We start from the raw sequence: 17938 nt of genomic DNA, 5'->3' as shown, positions 1-17938 counted from the left end.
GGGGATGCGCATTTGGCCGCGGGCGGGGGCGGGGCTTTGAAGCGCCGGCATGCCGGCGAAGCGGGCACGGCGCTGGCCTTGCTCTTTCTGCTTTCATCAGGCGGCGATGCCGCGCCGATCTCGGGCTATCGCGGCAATGATGGGACGATCTTCTTCGGCTGTGAAGCGGGAGAGCACCATGGCGAGCCCGCTTACAAACACGCTCGCTCCTCCCCAAGCGATCCCGAATTTGCCTATCAGTATCTCTATTCGGCCTTTCCCGGCCTCGCCGACAGTTCCGGCGCGGCGGATGCCCAGATCACCGAGAACCTGAAGATCACCGAGAACCTCTACCGCGCCCCCGATTATGGCGAGGTCTCCGGCGCCCAACTCTTACCGCGAGCTGTCGGCGATCATGGCCGCATCGGCAGCGGGGCAACGGAGAACGCCGCCTTCGGCAAGCTCTCCGCCTCGTTTTGAGCAGCCTCAGCCGCGCCAGCGGCGTCCGTCGAGCGCGAGGCCGAAGCGGGTCGGGGTGCGGGCATAGGTGGCGAGCCCGGCAAGGGCTGCCAGCGGATGGGTGACGACATAGGTCGGGATCGTCTTCATCAGCCCGGTATGCGGCGCCTTGTCCTCGAAGGCAGCGCGGAATTCCGGCTGCTTCAGTGCCGGCAGGATCTTCTGCGAAATGCCGCCGGCGAGGTAGACGCCGCCGCGGGCCATGAAGATCATCGCCATATCGCCGGCAAGCCGCCCGAGATAGGTGGAAAACAGCGACAGCGTCTCGACCGCCTGCGGGTCTGAACCGTCCAGGCCATACTGGCTGACATGCTTGGGCTCGTAGGGCTTCGCCTCGATGCCGTCGGCGGCACAGATGGCGTTATAGAGATTGACCATGCCGCGTCCGCAGAGAATCTGTTCGCCCGCAATGCGTCCCTCGATGGTCTTGATGTGCGGGAACACCTGATAGTCGCGCTCGCTGCGCGGACCGAGGTCGATATGTCCGCCTTCGCCCGGCACGGGAATCCAGCGTTCTTCGGCGTGGACGAGGCCGGCAACGCCGAGGCCGGTGCCGGGCCCGAGCACGACGCGCGAGGCGATCATCGTGTCCGGGCGGTTGCCGAGCGGTTCACGGAACTGGTCGGGCATATTGGCGATCGCCAGCGCCTGCGCCTCGAAATCGTTGATGATCACCACGTCCTCAAGCCCGAGCGCGCGGATCATGTCCTTCGGCTTCACCACCCAGTCGCAATTGGTGAGCGGGATTTCATCGCCGCGGATCGGGCCGGCGACGGCAAGAATGGCGCTCCTCGGCTGCAGCGCCGTCTTGTCCATCACCCCGGCCTGGATGGCGGCATCGATGGTCGGGAAATCGGCGGTATGGACGATCGGAAATTCGCGCGGCTCGGCATAGGCATCGACGAGCAGGGAGAAGCGGGCATTGGTGCCGCCGATGTCGCCGATGAGAATGGGAAAGGAAAGAGGCTGCTCGTGAATGCTGTGTCTGGCCATGGTGTTTCCGCTCCTGCCTCATTGAACCGAGGCAACTGTTCTTCTGATCGCGCCTTGCATAGCGGCGGGGCCCCGAAACGGGCCGGAGAGGACCGGCAAACCGGTCGCTTTCTCCTACATCAACCCAAACCGCTTTGAAAGCACTTCCTGCTTCGCCGTTTTCCTTCTTGGCGCACGTCAGCCCGCCGGGCGTGGCGTCGGCACCGGGCCGATTTCTGGCCAGGGCGCGAGCGGCGGCAGCGGAATTTTCGGCGTCAGTGCCGCTGCCGGAAGATTGGCCGGTGCGGCGGCGTCCAGCACCGCGGCGCAGGCTTTCGGCAGGTCGGAAAGGATGGTGTAGCTCGGCCGCGTGGGCTTTGGCTTCGGCTTTGCCGGCTCTTTCGGCGGCGGCGCCGGTTTGGCGGGCCGCCACGGTTCGTCGGAAAGCCACCAGGCGAGGTTCGCCCCGCAACCATCATCCTTCATGTCGACCGCGTTCTGCGCCGTGCAGCCCGGCGAGCCCGGGCGGCAAAACAGGCGGATGTGGAAATGGTAGTAGTGGCCATAGTAGGGGCGGAGCTTGGCGAGGTTGGTGCGGTCGCCCTTCCAGTCCTCGCACATCGCCTTCTTGATGCCGGGATGGACAAAGATCCGCTGTACCTCCGGATAGCTCGCCGCGCGCATCAAAAGCCGTTCATGCGCGGGCGTGAACTTCGTCTTGTCGACGAACAGTGTGCCGTCATTCTTCAGCATCGAGACCGCGGATATGTCCTCGCGCTCGCGCAGCGACAGCGTGCGATTGGGCATCGGCGTCAGCCAGATATCGGCATCAAGCCCGACCTGGTGGGAGGCGTGGCCCGATAGCATCGGCCCGCCGCGCGGCTGCGAGATGTCGCCGACGAGAAGCCCCGGCCAGCCGTCATACTGGGCCGCATCGCGCGAGAGCTTCTCGATCAGCGCGATCGTGTCGGGATGGCCGAAGCGGCGGTTGCGCGAAAGTCGCATCGCCTGCCATGTCGGCCCGTCGATCGGCAGGGCCTCCGCCCCGCCGATGCAGCCCTTGTTGTAGAAGCCGTAGGATTGCGGCTTGCTGGCCGTCGGCGTCGTTTCCGAGCCGAACAGGATTTTCGCTGGCGGCGGATCTTCCGCAAACGCCGGCACTGCCGTCATCAGGCCCATCAGGACCGCAAAAGCCTTTATCCAGCGCATCTCATGCTCCTCTCAGGGCGCGTTTCGGGCGGGCCATGCCGGAGCGGCCGATCGCCGCGTGCCGTCGCGCTTTCGAAATGAGGGGCTTGTGGACCCCGGCCGATATTTGTTTATTCTTGCTTCCCAAACGATAAAAGCAAGAATGGAACCGACAAAAACCATGTGGAAAATGGCTGTAAAGACTACATGGGTTGTGGCGCTGGCGCTTGCCGCGCCTGCCGCCCTTGCCCAGGAGGGTGGCGCCGAAGAGTGGCATTATGCCGGGGCTTTGACGGGAACGCCGCAATATCCCGAGGGCTTTGCCCACTTCGATTACGTCAATGTCGATGCGCCGAAGGGCGGCGAGTTGCGGATGCCCGGCATCGGCACTTTTGATTCGCTGAACCCCATCCCCTATGGCGGCAACAAGGCGACCGGCCTTGCGCTCGTCTTCGAAACGCTGATGACCCCGTCGCAGGACGAGATCAACGCGCAGTATGGCCTGCTTGCCGAAGCCTTCCGCTATCCGGACGATTATTCCGAGGTGACCTACCGCCTGCGTCCCGAGGCGAAATTCTCCGATGGCATGCCGGTGACCGCCGAGGACGTGGTCTTCTCCTTCGACAGCTTCAAGACGCTCAACGCCACCTACGCCAATTACTATCGTCACGTGACAAGCGCGGAAGTGACCGGAGAGCGCGAAGTGACCTTCCACTTCGACGAGAAGGGCAATCGCGAATTACCGCAGATCGTCGGCCAGCTCATGGTCCTGCCCAAGCACTGGTTTGAAGGCGACACGCCGCACGATGTTTCGGCGAGCACGCTGGAAAAGATCGTCGGCTCCGGGCCGTACAAGATCGGAGAGATCAATCCGGGCTCCTCGATCACCTACACGCTTGACGACGACTACTGGGGCAAGGATCTCGGCGTGAATGTCGGCCGCAACAATTTCGGCTCGATCAAGTATCTCTACTATTCCGATTTCGACGTCGCCTTCGTCGGCTTCCGTGCGCATGATTTCGACTTCTGGATCGAGACCAAGGCAAAACGCTGGGCGACGGAGTATGAGTTCCCGGCCGCCAAGGACGGCAGCGTCAAACGCGAGGCGGTACCCAATCCGCTGCGCTCCACCGGCATCATGCAGGCGCTGGTGCCGAACAACCGGCGGGCGCCATTCAATGACGAGCGCGTGCGCGAGGCGCTGATCTATGCCCTCGATTTCGAGACCATCAACAAGACCCAGCTCAACGACGCCTATTCCCGCGACAATTCCTTCTGGTTCGGAACCGATCTCGCCTCTGCCGGCCTTCCCGAGGGTGAGGAGCTCGACATCCTGCAATCGGTGAAGGACGAGGTGCCGGCCGAGATCTTCGACGAGCCGAACACATTGCCCGTTGCCGGGACGCCGGAGAAATTCCGCGACAACCTTCGCCATGCCTTCGAGCTGCTGAAGGAAGCCGGTTTCGAGCGGCGCGGCACGCAGATGGTCGATGTGAAGACCGGAAAGCCGTTCACCTTCGAGATCCTGCTCGACAATCCGTCGCTGCAGACCGTGGTGCTGCCCTATGTCGAGGATCTCAGGAAGATCGGCATCGAGGCTTCGATCCGACTGGTCGATTCATCGCAATATCAGAACCGCGTCAACGATTTCGATTACGACATGATCTGGGAGCTATGGGCCCAGTCGCTGAGCCCGGGCAACGAACAGTTCAACTACTGGGGCTCGCGCTCCGTCGACCAGCCCGGTTCGCAAAACTATGCGGGCATTTCCGATCCCGGCATCGATGCACTGATCGAGAAGGTGGTCTTCGCCGACGACCGCGATACGCTGGTCGCCGCCACCAAGGCGCTCGACCGCGTGCTGCTCGCCCACAATTTCATCATACCGCTTTATTATTCCACCGACTATCGCATCGCCTACTGGAACACGATCGCCCATCCCGCGGAATTCCCGGAATATGGTCTCGATTTCCCGGATGCCTGGTGGTCGACGGAGGCCGAATGACGACTGATGCCGATGGTATGATGGCCGCTGTTGCAGGAACGGCGGTGATTTTGCGCAGGAAGAACCACGCACTCCATCCAATCTCCCCCCTTGAGGGGGAGATGTCGCGAAAGCGACAGAGAGGGGTATCAGGCATAAGCCGCAAACTCCGTGCTCCCGGAGAGGTTTCACCCCTCTCTGTCCCTGTCGGGGCATCTCCCCCTCAAGGGGGGAGATCGAAGGGCGTTCTGCGGTCGGGCTTTGCAGGAGGACACGCCTGATGGGCTCCTATATCCTCAGGCGTATCCTGCTGATGATCCCGACGCTGATCGGTATCATGACGATTTCCTTCGTCATCGTGCAGTTTGCGCCCGGCGGCCCTGTGGAGCAGGTGATCGCCCAGCTGAACGGGCAGGGCGGCGGTGCGGAGGCGCGCATTTCCGGTGGCGCCGATGCCGGCATGCAGATGGAGGGGGCCGACAGCGGCTATCGCGGTGCCCGCGGGCTCGATCCGGAACTGATCGCCGACCTCGAGAAGCAGTTCGGCTTCGACAAGCCGCCGGTGACGCGCTTCCTCCTGATGATGCGCGACTACCTGACCTTCAATTTCGGCGACAGCTTCTTCCGCAATTCCAGCGTTATCGACCTCATCATCGACAAGCTGCCGGTGTCAATCTCGCTTGGGGTCTGGGTGCTCCTGTTATCATACGGGGTGTCGATCCCGCTCGGCATCCGCAAGGCGGTCAAGGATGGTTCGCGCTTCGATGTCTGGACCTCCGGCGTCATCGTCATCGGCTATGCCGTGCCTGGCTTCCTGCTCGGCCTCTTGATGATCATCCTGTTTGCCGGCGGGTCGTTCTTCGACTGGTTTCCGCTGCGCGGCCTCGTCTCCGACAATTTTGCGCAGCTTACCTGGTGGCAGAAGATCCTCGACTATTTCTGGCATCTGACCCTGCCGCTGATCGCGCTTTCGGTCTCATCCTTTGCCACCACCACGCTTCTGACCAAGAACTCGTTCATCGACGAGATCGGCAAGCAATATGTGGTGACGGCGCGGGCCAAGGGGCTGACCGAGCGCAAGGTGCTTTACGGCCATGTGTTCCGCAATGCGATGCTGATCGTGATCGCCGGCTTTCCCGGCTCCTTCATCCTCGCCTTCTTCACGGGCTCGCTTCTGATCGAGAACGTATTCTCGCTCGATGGCCTTGGCCGGCTTGGTTATCTCTCGCTTGTCAATCGCGATTATCCGGTGGTGTTTGCGACGCTCTACATCTTCTCGCTGATCGGCCTTGTCATCGGCCTCGTCTCCGACCTGATCTACACCTGGATCGATCCGCGTATCGACTTCGAAAAGAGGGATGTCTGAGATGAGCGAACTCGCATCCCCCGACGCCATCACCAACGTGCCGAAATCCGGCATCCTGTCGCCGATGAATGCGCGACGCTGGCAGAACTTCAAGGCCAACCGGCGCGGCTACTGGTCGCTCTGGCTGTTCCTGTTCCTGTTCATCATCAGCCTCTTCGCCGAGTTCGTGGCCAACGACAAGCCTTTGATGGTCGAATACAAGGGCGAACTGCTGTTTCCCGTTCTGGTCGACTATCCGGAGGAAAAGTTCGGCGGCTTCTTTGCCGTGACCGACTATCGCTCCGACTTCATCCAGGAGGAGATCGAGGCCAACGGCTGGATGCTGTGGCCGCCGATCCGCTATTCCTACCGCACGATCAATTCCAATGTGCCCTATTCGGCGCCCACGCCGCCTTTCTGGCTGATGAGCAAGGACGAGCGCTGCGCCGGCTATCCGCAAGGGGTGGATGATCCCGGCTGCGTCCTCGGCAACATGGATTGGCTTGGCACGGATGACCTTGCCCGTGACGTGCTCGCCCGCGTCATCTACGGGTTCCGGATATCGGTGCTGTTCGGGTTGGCGCTGACCGTGCTTTCGGCAATCATCGGCGTTTCGGCCGGCGCCGTGCAGGGCTATTTCGGCGGCTGGGTCGACCTGCTGATGCAGCGCTTCATCGAGATCTGGTCGTCGCTACCGACGCTCTACATCCTGTTGATCATCGCCGCGATCCTGCCGCCCGGCTTCTGGGTGCTGCTCGGCGTCATGCTGGTGTTCTCCTGGGTCAGTTTCGTTGCTGTTGTGCGCGCGGAGTTTCTCAGGGCACGCAATTTCGAGTATGTGCGGGCGGCGCGTGCGCTCGGCGTCGGCAATTTTACCATCATGTTCCGCCACCTGCTGCCGAACGCGATGGTCGCCACGCTCACCTTCGTGCCGTTCATCCTGTCGGGTGCGATCGTGACGCTGACATCGCTCGACTTTCTGGGCTTCGGAATGCCGCCCGGCTCGCCCTCGCTCGGCGAACTGGTGAACCAGGGCAAGAGCAATCTGCAGGCGCCGTGGCTCGGCATCACCGCCTTCGTCACGCTCTCGATCATGCTGTCGCTCCTCGTCTTCGTCGGCGAGGCGGTGCGCGATGCCTTCGACCCGAGGAAGACCTTCCAATGAGCGAACAACCTCTCCTCAGCGTCCGCAATCTCTCCGTCGCCTTCCGTCATGGTGGCGCGTCCAACCTCGCCGTCGACGGCGTCTCCTTCGACATCATGCCGGGCGAGGTGGTGGCGCTTGTCGGCGAATCGGGCTCCGGCAAGTCGGCGACCGCGGCTTCGGTGCTGAAGCTTCTGCCCTATCCGACGGCAAGCCATCCGACCGGCGAAATCCTGTTTGAGGGGCGTGATCTCCTGAAGGCAGACGACCGGGCGCTCAGGCAGGTGCGCGGCGGCGACATCACCCAGATCTTCCAGGAGCCGATGACCTCGCTGAACCCGCTTCACACCGTGGAGCGGCAGGTGGGCGAGACGCTGGCGCTGCATGCCGGTCTGACCGGCGCTCCGGCCAGAAAGCGGGTGCTCGAGCTTTTGCAGGAGGTCGGCATCCGCGACGCCGAAAAGCGGCTCGGTGCCTTCCCGCACGAATTGTCCGGCGGCCAGCGCCAGCGCGTGATGATCGCCATGGCGCTTGCCAACCGGCCGAAGCTGCTGATCGCCGACGAACCGACGACGGCGCTCGACGTGACGGTGCAGGCGCAGATCCTGAAGCTTCTGAAATCGCTGCAGCGCGACCACGGCATGTCGATGCTGTTCATCACGCATGACCTCGGCATTGTCCGCAAGTTTGCCGACCGCGTCTGCGTGATGACCAACGGCAAGATCGTCGAGCATGGCCCGGTCGCCGAGATCTTCTCCGACCCGCAGCATGCCTACACCAAGCATCTGCTCGCCGCCGAACCGAAGGGCACGCCGCCGGCGCATGATCCGGCCCGCGAGGTGGTGATGGAAGCCGACAACGTGAAGGTCTGGTTTCCGGTGAAGGCGGGGCTGTTGCGCAAGACCGTCGACCACGTGAAGGCGGTGAACGGCATTTCGCTGAAGCTGAGAGCCGGTGAGACCCTCGGCGTCGTCGGCGAATCCGGCTCCGGCAAGACGACGCTGGGTCTGGCGCTGACGCGGATGATTTCTTCGGAAGGCCGGATCGCCTTTGTCGGCAAGGATATCAACGCCTATTCGTTCAAGGCGATGAAGCCGCTCAGGGAAGAAATGCAGATCGTCTTCCAGGATCCCTACGGATCGCTCTCGCCGCGCATGTCGATTGGCGAGATCGTCGCGGAAGGGCTGAAGATCCACGAGAGCGGCCTTTCGGCCGGGGAACGGGAAGCGCGCGTTGCCGAAGCGCTTGAGGAGGTCGGGCTCGATGCCGCCACCCGCTGGCGCTATCCGCACGAGTTTTCCGGTGGCCAGCGCCAGCGCGTCGCGATCGCCCGTGCCATGGTGCTGAAACCGCGCTTCGTCATGCTCGACGAGCCGACCTCGGCGCTGGACATGAGCGTGCAGGCTCAGGTCGTCGATCTGCTCTCCGACCTGCAGAAGAAGCACAATCTGGCCTATCTGTTCATCAGCCATGACCTGAAGGTGGTACGCGCGCTCGCCAACGAGATCATCGTCATGCGTCTCGGCGAGGTGGTGGAGCGCGGCCCGGCGGCAGAGGTCTTCGAAAACCCGCAGGCCGATTATACCAGGGCGCTGCTCGCCGCTGCCTTCGATATCGAACCGATCGAAGCCGACTGAGACCTCGGCCCCTGGAAGAGCTGTCGCTGGTTCTGCCAGCGGCAGGGACTGTCGATTGCCCTGAAAAGTTCAGACCAAATGCGGATTTGTTCTTCTTCAAATTTCGTAGTATGCTGTTGTCAGAGGAGTTTACATCGACAATCTCGGGAGGATTTCGTAGATGTCGAACGCAGTTTTAGGCCATCATCATCATTCATCTTCCGTATCGGAGAAAACGCAGGACGGTTCTGCGGGACATTCCGTGACGGGCTTGATTGTTCTCGCCATTATCGTGGCCGCTTTTGTTGCGGCGCTCTGGTATGGCTATCACGATTTCACCACCAGTGATCAGCGGCTCAGCATTCTCAATGCCCAGCTCGAAAAGAACATCGCTGAAAACAAGTTCTGACCTGAACTGACTGTTTTTCGCGTTTGAGGAAACTTGGCGGCTCGCCCGGACTACACCCGGGCGGCCTGTTTTTGCTTGTCGTTTTTCAATGATTTGCGTTCTTGAACGGAGCATCGGCGCGGCCGGCAGCGGCCTGTCTTCGGCCAGCTATGGACTTTGACACGCATTTTTCGCTAACACTGGCGCAAACAGGAAGTGTCACCGCGGCTGACCGCGAGCAGGACTGAGATGCCATGGCCAAGACCGATATCGCGACGCGGGTTTACGATCACACCTGGAAGCTCGACCCGATCATCCGCAGCCTTCTGGATACCGACTTCTACAAGCTGCTGATGCTGCAGATGATCTGGAAGCTCTATCCGGACGTCAACGCCACCTTCTCGGTGATCAACCGGACCACCTCGGTGCGGCTGGCGGACGAAATCGATGAGGGCGAACTTCGCGCCCAGCTCGACCATGCGCGCGAGATCAGGCTCACCAAGAAGGAGATGATCTGGCTTGCGGGTAACTCCTTCTACGGCCGCTCGCAGATATTCGAGCCCGAGTTCCTGACCTGGCTCGCCGGTTTCCGCCTGCCGGAATACGAGCTGACCAAGAAGGATGGCCAGTATCAGCTCGATTTTCACGGGCGCTGGATGGAAACCACGATGTGGGAAATCCCGGCGCTCTGCATCATCAACGAGTTGCGGTCGCGTGCGACGATGCGCGATCTCGGCCTGTTTACCATCGATGTCACCTATGCGCGTGCCAAGGCCAAGATGTGGTCGAAGGTCGAGCGGCTTGCCGCATTGCCGGGCCTGAAGATATCCGATTTCGGCACGAGGCGGCGCCATTCCTTCCTCTGGCAGCGCTGGTGCGTGGAAGCGCTGAAGGAAGGCATCGGGCCGGCCTTTACCGGCACGTCCAACGTGCTGCTGGCCATGGATACCGATCTCGAGGCCGTCGGCACCAACGCCCATGAACTGCCGATGGTGGCGGCAGCCCTTGCCGAGACCGATGAAGCGCTCGCCTTCGCGCCCTACAAGATCATGCAGGACTGGAACAAGCTTTATGGCGGCAACCTGCTGATCGCGCTGCCGGATGCCTTCGGCACGACGGCTTTCCTGCGCAATGCGCCGGAATGGGTCGCCGACTGGACCGGCTTCCGCCCGGACAGCGCGCCGCCGATCGAGGGTGGCGAAAAGATCGTCGAGTGGTGGAAGAAGATGGGCCGCGACCCGAAGGAAAAGCTGCTGATCTTTTCCGATGGCCTCGACGTCGACGCGATTATCGAGACCTACAAGCATTTCGAGGGACGGGTGCGGATGAGTTTCGGCTGGGGCACCAACCTGACCAATGATTTCATCGGCTGCGCGCCGCATCGCGTCAGCGGGCTGAAGCCGATCTCGATCGTCTGCAAGGTCTCCGACGCCAATGGCCGCCCGGCGGTCAAGCTCTCCGACAATCCGCAGAAGGCGACCGGCGACCCGGCCGAGGTCGAGCGCTACATGAAATTCTTCGGCACGGAGGACATGGTGGATCATCCGGTGGTGGTCTAGATCATCGGGCGATTAGTTAGCATCGCCCGATGCTCTAGTTTCCTTGTCTGCCGCATCGGGTCGTCGAAAAACCGGATTCCACTTTCTCGCCCGATGCTCTGGCGCAATGGTACCATTCGCGACCTGATGCGTTCTCCCTGAAAGAGGGAGGAAATCATGTTGTTCGAGAGTTGGTCCGGTGTGGCCCGCGTCCTCGTCATCGGCCCGCTTGCCTATGTCGCGCTGGTCCTGATGCTGCGGGTCAGCGGGCAGCGCACGCTTTCCAAGCTGAATGCCTTCGATCTGGTGGTCACCGTTGCGCTTGGCTCGGTGCTGGCGACGGTGATGCTGAGCCGCTCGGTGCCGCTTGCCGAAGGTGCTGCGGCGCTTGCGCTGCTCATCCTGCTGCAGTTCTTCATCACCTTTTTCTCGGTGCGCTGGCCGGCCTTCGACAGGCTGGTGAAAAGCGAGCCGGCGCTGGTGTTTCGCGATGGCCGGTTTCTCGTTGATGCCATGCGCCGGCAGCGGCTGACGGAAGACGAGGTGAGGTCTGCCATCCGGGCGGCAGGTGAAAACGAGGTCGACGCGATTGCTGCCGTCATCCTCGAGACGGATGGGTCGTTGAGCGTGGTGACGCGCTAAAGCGTTTCCGCGTTTCATGGAAACGTGGAAACGCTTCATTTCTTTGTTTTTTCGCAATTCCGGACGGTGACCGGTATCCACTTCACCTGGAATTGCTTTAGCCCGGTCGCCTGTGACCAAAAAGCAATAGTCCGGACGCTTCGTTCTGCCTCTCGCCCTGCCGCGTTGACATCCGCGCCCTGCCGCCGGTAACTGGAACCTGGATCAGGTTCCGCCCTTGCGGCGGATGAAAAGGGAATACGGTGCGCCTTCAGGCAATTCCGTGGCTGCCCCCGCAACTGTAACCGCAGAGCCGTTTCCATGATGTCACTGGGCCTATGTCCGGGAAGACGGAAACACGGCGATGACGCGGAAGCCAGGAGACCTGCCGGATCCGGTCACCCTTGCCGGAACACGGGGTTCTTGTTCGGGCGCGGTCAGCCGTCGCGGTGACATTTCGAAACGATGTTGCCGTGGTGGAATGCGACCGATGGGGAGACCTCTTCAGACACATTCCGTCCCGCGGTGTTGCGGCCGGCATTGCCGGCCCATGGGGACATATTGATGAAGAAATACGCTTTCGCAGCCTCTGCTGCGACTATCGCGCTTGCCGTCAGCGGTCAGGCTTTCGCACAGGAATCCGACGCGTTTTCCACGGCGCTTGCCGATGGTGCCGTAACCGAGCTTGCGCCGGTGACCGTGACGACGCCGCTGCGCCGCCCGACGACCGTGCTGCAGTCGACCTCGACGGTGACCGTGATCACCGAGGACGATATCGAGAAATCCGCCGCCCCCGACCTGCCGTCACTGCTGAAGCGCTATCCGGGCGTCAATATCACCACCAATGGCGGCCAAGGCGCCACATCCTCGATCGTCCTGCGCGGCGCTTCCGCCTCGCAGACGCTGGTGCTGATCGACGGCATGCGGGTTGCCTCCGCCACGTCCGGCACGGCCTATATTTCCAACATTCCGCTGTCCTCCATCGCCCGCGTCGAGATCGTCGAGGGCGCCCATTCGGCCGAATGGGGAGCGGATGCGATCGGCGGTGTCGTCAACATCATCACCAAGGACGGCTCGACCTGCGAGAACGGCGCCTCCGTCTGCACCACGGTCGAGACCGGCGTCACCTATCCCTGGGGCGGCTACGGTACGGTTTCGACCCGTGGCGTCAGCAATTCCGGGGTCAATTTCAACATCGGCCTGTCGCTGCTGGGAACCGAGGGCTACGATTTCACCACTGCCGACAATTCCGTGCATGAAGATGGCCGCGACGGTTTCCTGCAGGGCGCCTTCAACTTCGCGCTGTCCAAGGATTTCCTCTGGGGCCGGCTTTATACCAGCGGCCTTTACGTGCGCTCGAACCCGCATTTCGACAGCGCGCCCTATGCCGACTGGATGACCGGCGAGACCGTCTATGGGGCCAATGAGGCCGATCAGACCAATGCTGCCTTCAAGGTCGGCGCCGAAGTCGATCACTCCGACACCTGGTCGTCCGTGTTCGAACTCTACTCCGCCTTCGACTACCAGAAGAACTTCCGCGACGGCCATCCCGAAGCCGATACTCACTACGACACCAACCGCTACGGTCTTTCGGCCTCGACCACGAAGGAAATCCAGGCGGGTGCCGCGTTGAACACCTTTACGCTCGGCGCCGAAGCCTATCGCGAGACGGTGGATTCATCCGTCGAATACACGGAGACTGCCCGCGACGTCGCGGCCGTCTACGGCCAGTACGGGCTGGAGCTCGATGCGCTGACCTTCAATGCGGGCCTGCGCTACGATTATGACGAGCAGTTCGGCGATGCGGTGACCTACAATGTCGGTCTCGGCTACGAACTCGTCGAGGGGCTGACGGCGCGCGCCTCGTTCTCGACCGGCTTCAACGCCCCGACCTTCAACGATCTCTACTGGGCCTATGACGGCTCCTATGTCGGCAATCCCGATCTCGAGGCCGAAACCTCGAAGAACTGGGAAGTCGGCCTGAACTGGGCGCCGACAGATACGGCGGCGATCGACCTCGTCTATTACGAAAACCGCATCGACGACATGATTGCCTATGTCTCCGATCCGGTCACCTACATCGGCACGATGGAAAACATCGACAAGGCCAAGGTTTCGGGCGTGCGCGCCACCTATAGCCAGATGCTGTTCGACGACCGACTCGGCCTCGACTTCGGCTTCGAATACCGCCTGCCGAAAGATGAGACCGACGACGTCTACATCGCCAACCAGAACCGGCTGAAGCTCACGGCGGAGGCGAGCTATGCCGCGACGGAGAAGCTGAACCTCAATGCCGGTATCGAATATGTCGGCAGCCGCTGGACCAATGCCGACAACATCGAATACACCAACTATGCCCAGTATCAGCTCGGTGCCTACACGCTCGTCAACCTTTCCGCCATCTATGCGATCGACGAGACGGCCAACGTAAAATTCGCGGTTGAGAACCTGTTCGATGAAGAGTACCAGACAGCCTATGGTTACAAGGCGCCCGGCACGACTGTCACGCTCGCCTATCGAAGGACGTTCTGAATGATGCGATCGGCGTGCACGGCTCGAGCCTTTCATCCGGCAAGGGTCGTGCGGGCCGGGCTGGCGGCCGCCATCCTGGTGATGGCGGCTCCCGCCGTTGCGGCGCCTCAGCGCGTCGTTTCGATCAATCTCTGCACCGATGAGATGGCGATGCTGATTGCAGCGCCCGGCCAGCTCGTCTCCGTCTCGAACCTCGCCGCCGATCCCGTGGTCTCGGCAATGGCGGAGGAGGCGCGTGGCTATCGCCTCAATTCCGGCCTCGCGGAAGAGGTCTTCCTGATGAAGCCGGACCTCGTTCTTGCCGGCAGCTATACCACCCGCGATACGGTCAATCTCCTGCAGCGGCTCGGCATTGCCGTGGCCGAATTCGCCCCGGAAACCGGCCTTGCCGATGTCCGCGACAATCTGGAGCGTATGGGGGCGCTTCTCGGGCAGGAAGCGCGCGCGGAGCAAATCGTCGCCGACATGGATGCAAGGCTCGCGGCCCTTGCGGCAAAACCCGCCTCCAACAAGACGGCGGCGCTCTATTTCTCCAACGGCTATACCTCAGGCGCCGATACGCTTGCCGGAGACATCGTGGCGAAGGCGGGTCTTGAGAATATCGGCCCAGGCGCCGGCGTTGACGGTCTCGGCAGGCTGCCGCTCGAACGCCTGATCATGGCGGCACCCGATGTCATCATCGGTGGTGACGGCGGCTACGAGGCGCCGGCGCTGGCCGATGCCGTATTCGCCCACCCGGCCTTTGTCCGGGCGGCCGCGGCGGCGGACTACGTGCCGCTTGCGAGCAGCTACACGATTTGCGGTGGGCCGTTCAATGTCGATGCCGTCGAGCGGCTTGAGGATATCGGCAATGACTGAGCGCGCCGCCTTTGCCCTGCTGATCGGCGCGCTGACCTTGCTGGTCTTCGTCCTGTTTCTCGCCTCGCTCGCCGTCGGTCCGGCCGGCATCGGCCTTGCCGACAGCATGGGCGGTCTGTTCAGCCGCGATGCCGGTGCGATCGCGCTGATCATGCAGCAGATCCGCCTGCCGCGCGCGATCCTCGGCCTCACCATCGGGGCGACGCTCGGGCTTTCCGGTGCGGTGCTGCAGGGCTATCTGCGCAATCCGCTGGCCGAACCGGGGCTGCTCGGCGTTTCGGCATCCGCCTCGCTTGGCGCCGTGATCGCGATCTATACCGGCCTGTCGGCGATGTTTGCGCTGGCTTTGCCGTTCATGGCACTGACCTTAGCCTTCCTCTCCGTCGTCTTCGTGCGGATGCTGGCAGGTGGTGCCGCGCGCAGTCTGACGATCATCCTTGCCGGCGTTGCGGTGACGAGCTTTGCCGGCGCGATGACGGCGCTCGCGCTCAATCTCTCGCCCAACCCCTTCGCGGCGATGGAGATCATGTTCTGGATGCTCGGCTCGCTCGCCGACCGTTCGATGCTGCAGGTCTGGCTCGCCGTGCCCTTCATGCTCGTCGGCTCTGTGCTGATGTTTTCCGCCGGCCGCGCGCTCGATGCGATGACGCTCGGGCCGGAGGCGGCGGCGAGCCTCGGCATTTCGCCGCGGCGGCTGGAACGGCAGGTCATCCTCGGCGTAGCCGCAAGCGTCGGCGCGGCGACGGCGGTCTCCGGGACCATCGGCTTCGTCGGCCTTGTCGTGCCGCATCTGCTGCGCCCGCTCACCGGTTCCGTGCCTTCGAGGCTCCTGCCGGCTAGCGCGCTCGGCGGTGCGGCCGTGCTGCTGGCCGCCGATATCGCCGTCCGCCTGGTGGCGCCGGAGCGCGACCTGAAGATCGGTGTGGTCACGGCGCTGATCGGCGCACCGTTCTTTCTCTGGCTGATCTTCCGCACCCGCCGGGAGCTCATCTGATGCTGCTCGATCTTCACAACCTGTCGGTTCGCCTTGCCGGCCGCACGGTGCTGAACGACATCGATCTTTCGGTCAATCATGGCGAATTCATTGGCCTCATCGGCCCGAATGGCGCCGGCAAGTCGACGCTGCTGAAGGCGGCCCTCGGGCTGATCGGCGCTTCGGGCGACATCCGCCTGACCGACCTGCCGCTTGCCAGGCTGACGCCGGTCGAGCGCGCCCGGGCCGTCGCCTATCTGCCGCAGGAGCACGAAATCGCCTGGCCGGTCGCGGCCCGCCATGTCGTGGCGCTCGGGCGTGAGCCCTGGCGGGAAGGCTTTGCCTTCGGCGATTATGCCGGCGGCCAGATCGTCGCCAGCGCCATGACGCGCATGGGCGTCTCGCATCTTGCCGCCCGCCCGGCCAATGCGCTTTCCGGAGGCGAACGCACGCGGGTACTGATTGCCCGGGCGCTTGCCCAGACGACCCCGCTTCTCGTCGCCGACGAGCCGGTCGCCGGTCTCGATCCGGCCCACCAGATCGGTTTGATGAAACTCTTCCGTTCGCTTCTGCGCGAGGGGCGCTCGGTGATCGCCTCGATGCACGATCTCGGCCTTGCCGCACGCTGGTGCACGCGCCTCGTCATGCTGCACGAAGGCCGCATCATTGCCGATGCGGCGCCCGCGGCGGTGCTGACGGCCGAGAATCTCCGCCGGGTTTACGGCATCGAGGCTTTCCTCGGCGAGGCCGGCGGCGGGCCGGTGGTGATGCCGACCGAACTTTCGGAAAAATAGTCGCAGGCGGCAGTGCCAAACTCGCATGAAGCGCCATTGCGCAGGGGCCGCGATTTCGCTAAGAAACCGCAGCTTTTCCGGCGCGTCTGCGCGCGGCGCGCTTTCCCGTGTCCGCCGAGCGGGGCCGGAGGGTTTCTGATTTGCGTCCGTCCTTCGGGTGCCCGAGGTTTTGAAAAGTGGTTGGAAAGTTCTAGATGGCCCGCATTGTCATGAAGTTCGGCGGCACGTCGGTCGCCAATATCGAGCGTATACGCAATGTCGCGCGCCATGTGAAACGGGAAGTCGATGCCGGCCATGAGGTCGCCGTCGTGGTCTCGGCCATGGCCGGCAAGACCAACGAGCTGGTGGAGTGGACCCGCGAAGCCTCGCCGATGCACGACGCGCGCGAATATGACGTCGTCGTCTCCTCCGGCGAACAGGTCACCTCCGGCCTGCTTTCGATCGTGCTGCAGTCGATGGGCGTCAATGCCCGCTCCTGGCAGGGCTGGCAGCTTCCGATCCAGACGGACGGCACCCACGGCGCCGCCCGGATCGTCGATATCGACGGCTCCGACATCATCAAGCGCATGGGCGAGGGCCAGGTTGCCGTCTGCGCCGGCTTCCAGGGTATCGGCCCGGATAACCGCGTCGCGACGCTCGGCCGCGGCGGTTCGGATACCTCCGCCGTTGCCATCGCCGCCGCCGTGAAGGCCGACCGCTGCGACATCTACACCGATGTCGACGGCGTCTACACCACCGATCCGCGCGTCGAGCCGAAGGCGAAGCGGATGAAGAAGGTGGCGTTCGAGGAAATGCTGGAGATGGCCTCCCTCGGCGCCAAGGTGCTGCAGGTTCGCTCGGTCGAGCTTGCCATGGTTCACAAGGTGCGCACCTTCGTGCGCTCGAGTTTCGATGCGCCGGATGCGCCCGGCATGGGCGATTTCGACAATCCGCCCGGTACCCTGATTTGCGACGAGGATGAGATTTTGGAACAGGAAGTCGTCACCGGCATCGCGTATGCCAAGGATGAGGCGCAGATTTCTCTGCGTCGTGTTGAAGACCGGCCCGGCGTCGCCGCCGCCATTTTCGGCCCGCTCGCCGATGCCCATGTCAATGTCGACATGATCGTGCAGAACATCTCGGAAGAGGGCACGCATACAGACATGACCTTCACCGTGCCGGCTTCGGACGTTGAGAAGGCCAAGGTCGCGCTTGCCGCCAAGCAGTCCGAGATCGGCTATGACGTGATCCAGAGCGAAACGGAACTCGCAAAGATTTCCGTGATCGGCATCGGCATGCGTTCGCATTCCGGCGTCGCCGCCTCGGCCTTCAAGGCGCTGTCGCAGAAGGGCATCAACATCAAGGCGATCACCACATCGGAGATCAAGATCTCGATCCTGATCGACGGTGCCTATGCCGAGCTCGCAGTCAGGACTTTGCATTCCTGCTATGGTCTCGATAAATAAACCCTAAGAGGGTGCCCGGTGAGTCCCGGATGCCCATGGAAG

General features: G+C 62.7%; 15 protein-coding genes and 1 riboswitch. Of the genes, 13 read left to right on the top strand and 2 right to left on the bottom strand.

The window, feature by feature from the left end; all coding sequences use genetic code 11:
• Positions 1-12: 12 nt before the first annotated feature.
• Positions 13-459: a hypothetical protein gene (locus TM49_RS02440; protein WP_144409454.1), complete on the top strand. Its 447-nt coding sequence runs from the start codon at positions 13-15 to the stop codon at positions 457-459.
• Between the two features lie 6 nt (positions 460-465).
• On the opposite strand, the gene TM49_RS02435 is transcribed toward TM49_RS02440, so the two are convergent.
• Both TM49_RS02435 and mepA read right to left on the bottom strand, forming a co-directional pair.
• Positions 466-1491, bottom strand: coding sequence for a glucokinase (locus TM49_RS02435; RefSeq protein WP_045679383.1), 1026 nt, complete (start codon positions 1489-1491; stop codon positions 466-468).
• A 177-nt stretch (positions 1492-1668) separates the two neighbouring features.
• Positions 1669-2679 carry a penicillin-insensitive murein endopeptidase gene (gene mepA, locus TM49_RS02430; RefSeq protein WP_045679382.1) on the bottom strand — a complete coding sequence of 337 codons (1011 nt, stop codon included), beginning with the start codon at positions 2677-2679 and terminating at the stop codon, positions 1669-1671.
• Between the two features lie 169 nt (positions 2680-2848).
• Between mepA and TM49_RS02425 the strand changes: the two genes are divergently transcribed.
• The 12 genes from TM49_RS02425 (at position 2849) to TM49_RS02375 (ending at position 17896) form a co-directional block, all read left to right on the top strand.
• On the top strand, positions 2849-4663 hold the full coding sequence (locus TM49_RS02425) for an extracellular solute-binding protein (protein ID WP_244464780.1): 1815 nt from the start codon (positions 2849-2851) through the stop codon (positions 4661-4663).
• A 259-nt stretch (positions 4664-4922) separates the two neighbouring features.
• Positions 4923-6008 carry a microcin C ABC transporter permease YejB gene (locus TM49_RS02420; RefSeq protein ID WP_045679380.1) on the top strand — a complete coding sequence of 362 codons (1086 nt, stop codon included), beginning with the start codon at positions 4923-4925 and terminating at the stop codon, positions 6006-6008.
• 1 nt (position 6009) lies between these two features.
• Positions 6010-7152 carry an ABC transporter permease gene (locus TM49_RS02415; RefSeq protein WP_045679379.1) on the top strand — a complete coding sequence of 381 codons (1143 nt, stop codon included), beginning with the start codon at positions 6010-6012 and terminating at the stop codon, positions 7150-7152.
• Positions 7149-8768, top strand: a complete 1620-nt coding sequence (locus tag TM49_RS02410; RefSeq protein ID WP_045679378.1) for an ABC transporter ATP-binding protein — start codon at positions 7149-7151, stop codon at positions 8766-8768. The genes TM49_RS02415 and TM49_RS02410 overlap by 4 nt, the downstream gene beginning before the upstream one ends.
• 160 nt (positions 8769-8928) lie before the next feature.
• Complete coding sequence (locus TM49_RS23285; protein WP_144409450.1) at positions 8929-9156, top strand: hypothetical protein; 228 nt, start codon at positions 8929-8931, stop codon at positions 9154-9156.
• A gap of 233 nt (positions 9157-9389) precedes the next feature.
• Positions 9390-10694: a nicotinate phosphoribosyltransferase gene (pncB, locus tag TM49_RS02405; protein ID WP_045679377.1), complete on the top strand. Its 1305-nt coding sequence runs from the start codon at positions 9390-9392 to the stop codon at positions 10692-10694.
• A gap of 156 nt (positions 10695-10850) precedes the next feature.
• Positions 10851-11315, top strand: coding sequence for a DUF421 domain-containing protein (locus tag TM49_RS02400; protein ID WP_045679376.1), 465 nt, complete (start codon positions 10851-10853; stop codon positions 11313-11315).
• 189 nt (positions 11316-11504) lie between these two features.
• A riboswitch (cobalamin riboswitch) is annotated at positions 11505-11701 on the top strand.
• A 157-nt stretch (positions 11702-11858) separates the two neighbouring features.
• Positions 11859-13826 (top strand): TonB-dependent receptor plug domain-containing protein, encoded by a 1968-nt coding sequence (locus tag TM49_RS02395; RefSeq protein ID WP_052699674.1) that lies wholly within the window; start codon positions 11859-11861, stop codon positions 13824-13826.
• Positions 13827-14684, top strand: a complete 858-nt coding sequence (locus TM49_RS02390; protein WP_244464779.1) for an ABC transporter substrate-binding protein — start codon at positions 13827-13829, stop codon at positions 14682-14684.
• Complete coding sequence (locus TM49_RS02385) at positions 14677-15678, top strand: FecCD family ABC transporter permease (RefSeq protein WP_045679375.1); 1002 nt, start codon at positions 14677-14679, stop codon at positions 15676-15678. The genes TM49_RS02390 and TM49_RS02385 overlap by 8 nt, the downstream gene beginning before the upstream one ends.
• A complete protein-coding gene (locus TM49_RS02380; RefSeq protein ID WP_201777046.1) occupies positions 15675-16451 on the top strand; it encodes an ABC transporter ATP-binding protein in 777 nt (258 codons plus the stop codon). The genes TM49_RS02385 and TM49_RS02380 overlap by 4 nt, the downstream gene beginning before the upstream one ends.
• A gap of 194 nt (positions 16452-16645) precedes the next feature.
• On the top strand, positions 16646-17896 hold the full coding sequence (locus tag TM49_RS02375; RefSeq protein ID WP_045679373.1) for an aspartate kinase: 1251 nt from the start codon (positions 16646-16648) through the stop codon (positions 17894-17896).
• The last annotated feature ends 42 nt before the right edge of the window (positions 17897-17938 follow it).

This window comes from Martelella endophytica (assembly GCF_000960975.1).
GTDB lineage: Bacteria > Pseudomonadota > Alphaproteobacteria > Rhizobiales > Rhizobiaceae > Martelella > Martelella endophytica.
Note: the sequence above shows the minus strand (reverse complement) of the source record. Positions and strands in the feature narration are given on the sequence as shown.

What these genes read in the sequence shown, in the direction of transcription:
- TM49_RS02435 (WP_045679383.1), bottom strand. Translation starts at nt 1,491, where the DNA reads ATGGCCAGACACAGCATTCACGAGCAGCCTCTTTCCTTTCCCATTCTC.
- mepA (WP_045679382.1), bottom strand. Translation starts at nt 2,679, where the DNA reads ATGCGCTGGATAAAGGCTTTTGCGGTCCTGATGGGCCTGATGACGGCA.
- TM49_RS02425 (WP_244464780.1), top strand. Translation starts at nt 2,849, where the DNA reads ATGGCTGTAAAGACTACATGGGTTGTGGCGCTGGCGCTTGCCGCGCCT.
- TM49_RS02420 (WP_045679380.1), top strand. Translation starts at nt 4,923, where the DNA reads ATGGGCTCCTATATCCTCAGGCGTATCCTGCTGATGATCCCGACGCTG.
- TM49_RS02415 (WP_045679379.1), top strand. Translation starts at nt 6,010, where the DNA reads ATGAGCGAACTCGCATCCCCCGACGCCATCACCAACGTGCCGAAATCC.
- TM49_RS02410 (WP_045679378.1), top strand. Translation starts at nt 7,149, where the DNA reads ATGAGCGAACAACCTCTCCTCAGCGTCCGCAATCTCTCCGTCGCCTTC.
- TM49_RS23285 (WP_144409450.1), top strand. Translation starts at nt 8,929, where the DNA reads ATGTCGAACGCAGTTTTAGGCCATCATCATCATTCATCTTCCGTATCG.
- pncB (WP_045679377.1), top strand. Translation starts at nt 9,390, where the DNA reads ATGGCCAAGACCGATATCGCGACGCGGGTTTACGATCACACCTGGAAG.
- TM49_RS02400 (WP_045679376.1), top strand. Translation starts at nt 10,851, where the DNA reads ATGTTGTTCGAGAGTTGGTCCGGTGTGGCCCGCGTCCTCGTCATCGGC.
- TM49_RS02395 (WP_052699674.1), top strand. Translation starts at nt 11,859, where the DNA reads ATGAAGAAATACGCTTTCGCAGCCTCTGCTGCGACTATCGCGCTTGCC.
- TM49_RS02390 (WP_244464779.1), top strand. Translation starts at nt 13,827, where the DNA reads ATGATGCGATCGGCGTGCACGGCTCGAGCCTTTCATCCGGCAAGGGTC.
- TM49_RS02385 (WP_045679375.1), top strand. Translation starts at nt 14,677, where the DNA reads ATGACTGAGCGCGCCGCCTTTGCCCTGCTGATCGGCGCGCTGACCTTG.
- TM49_RS02375 (WP_045679373.1), top strand. Translation starts at nt 16,646, where the DNA reads ATGGCCCGCATTGTCATGAAGTTCGGCGGCACGTCGGTCGCCAATATC.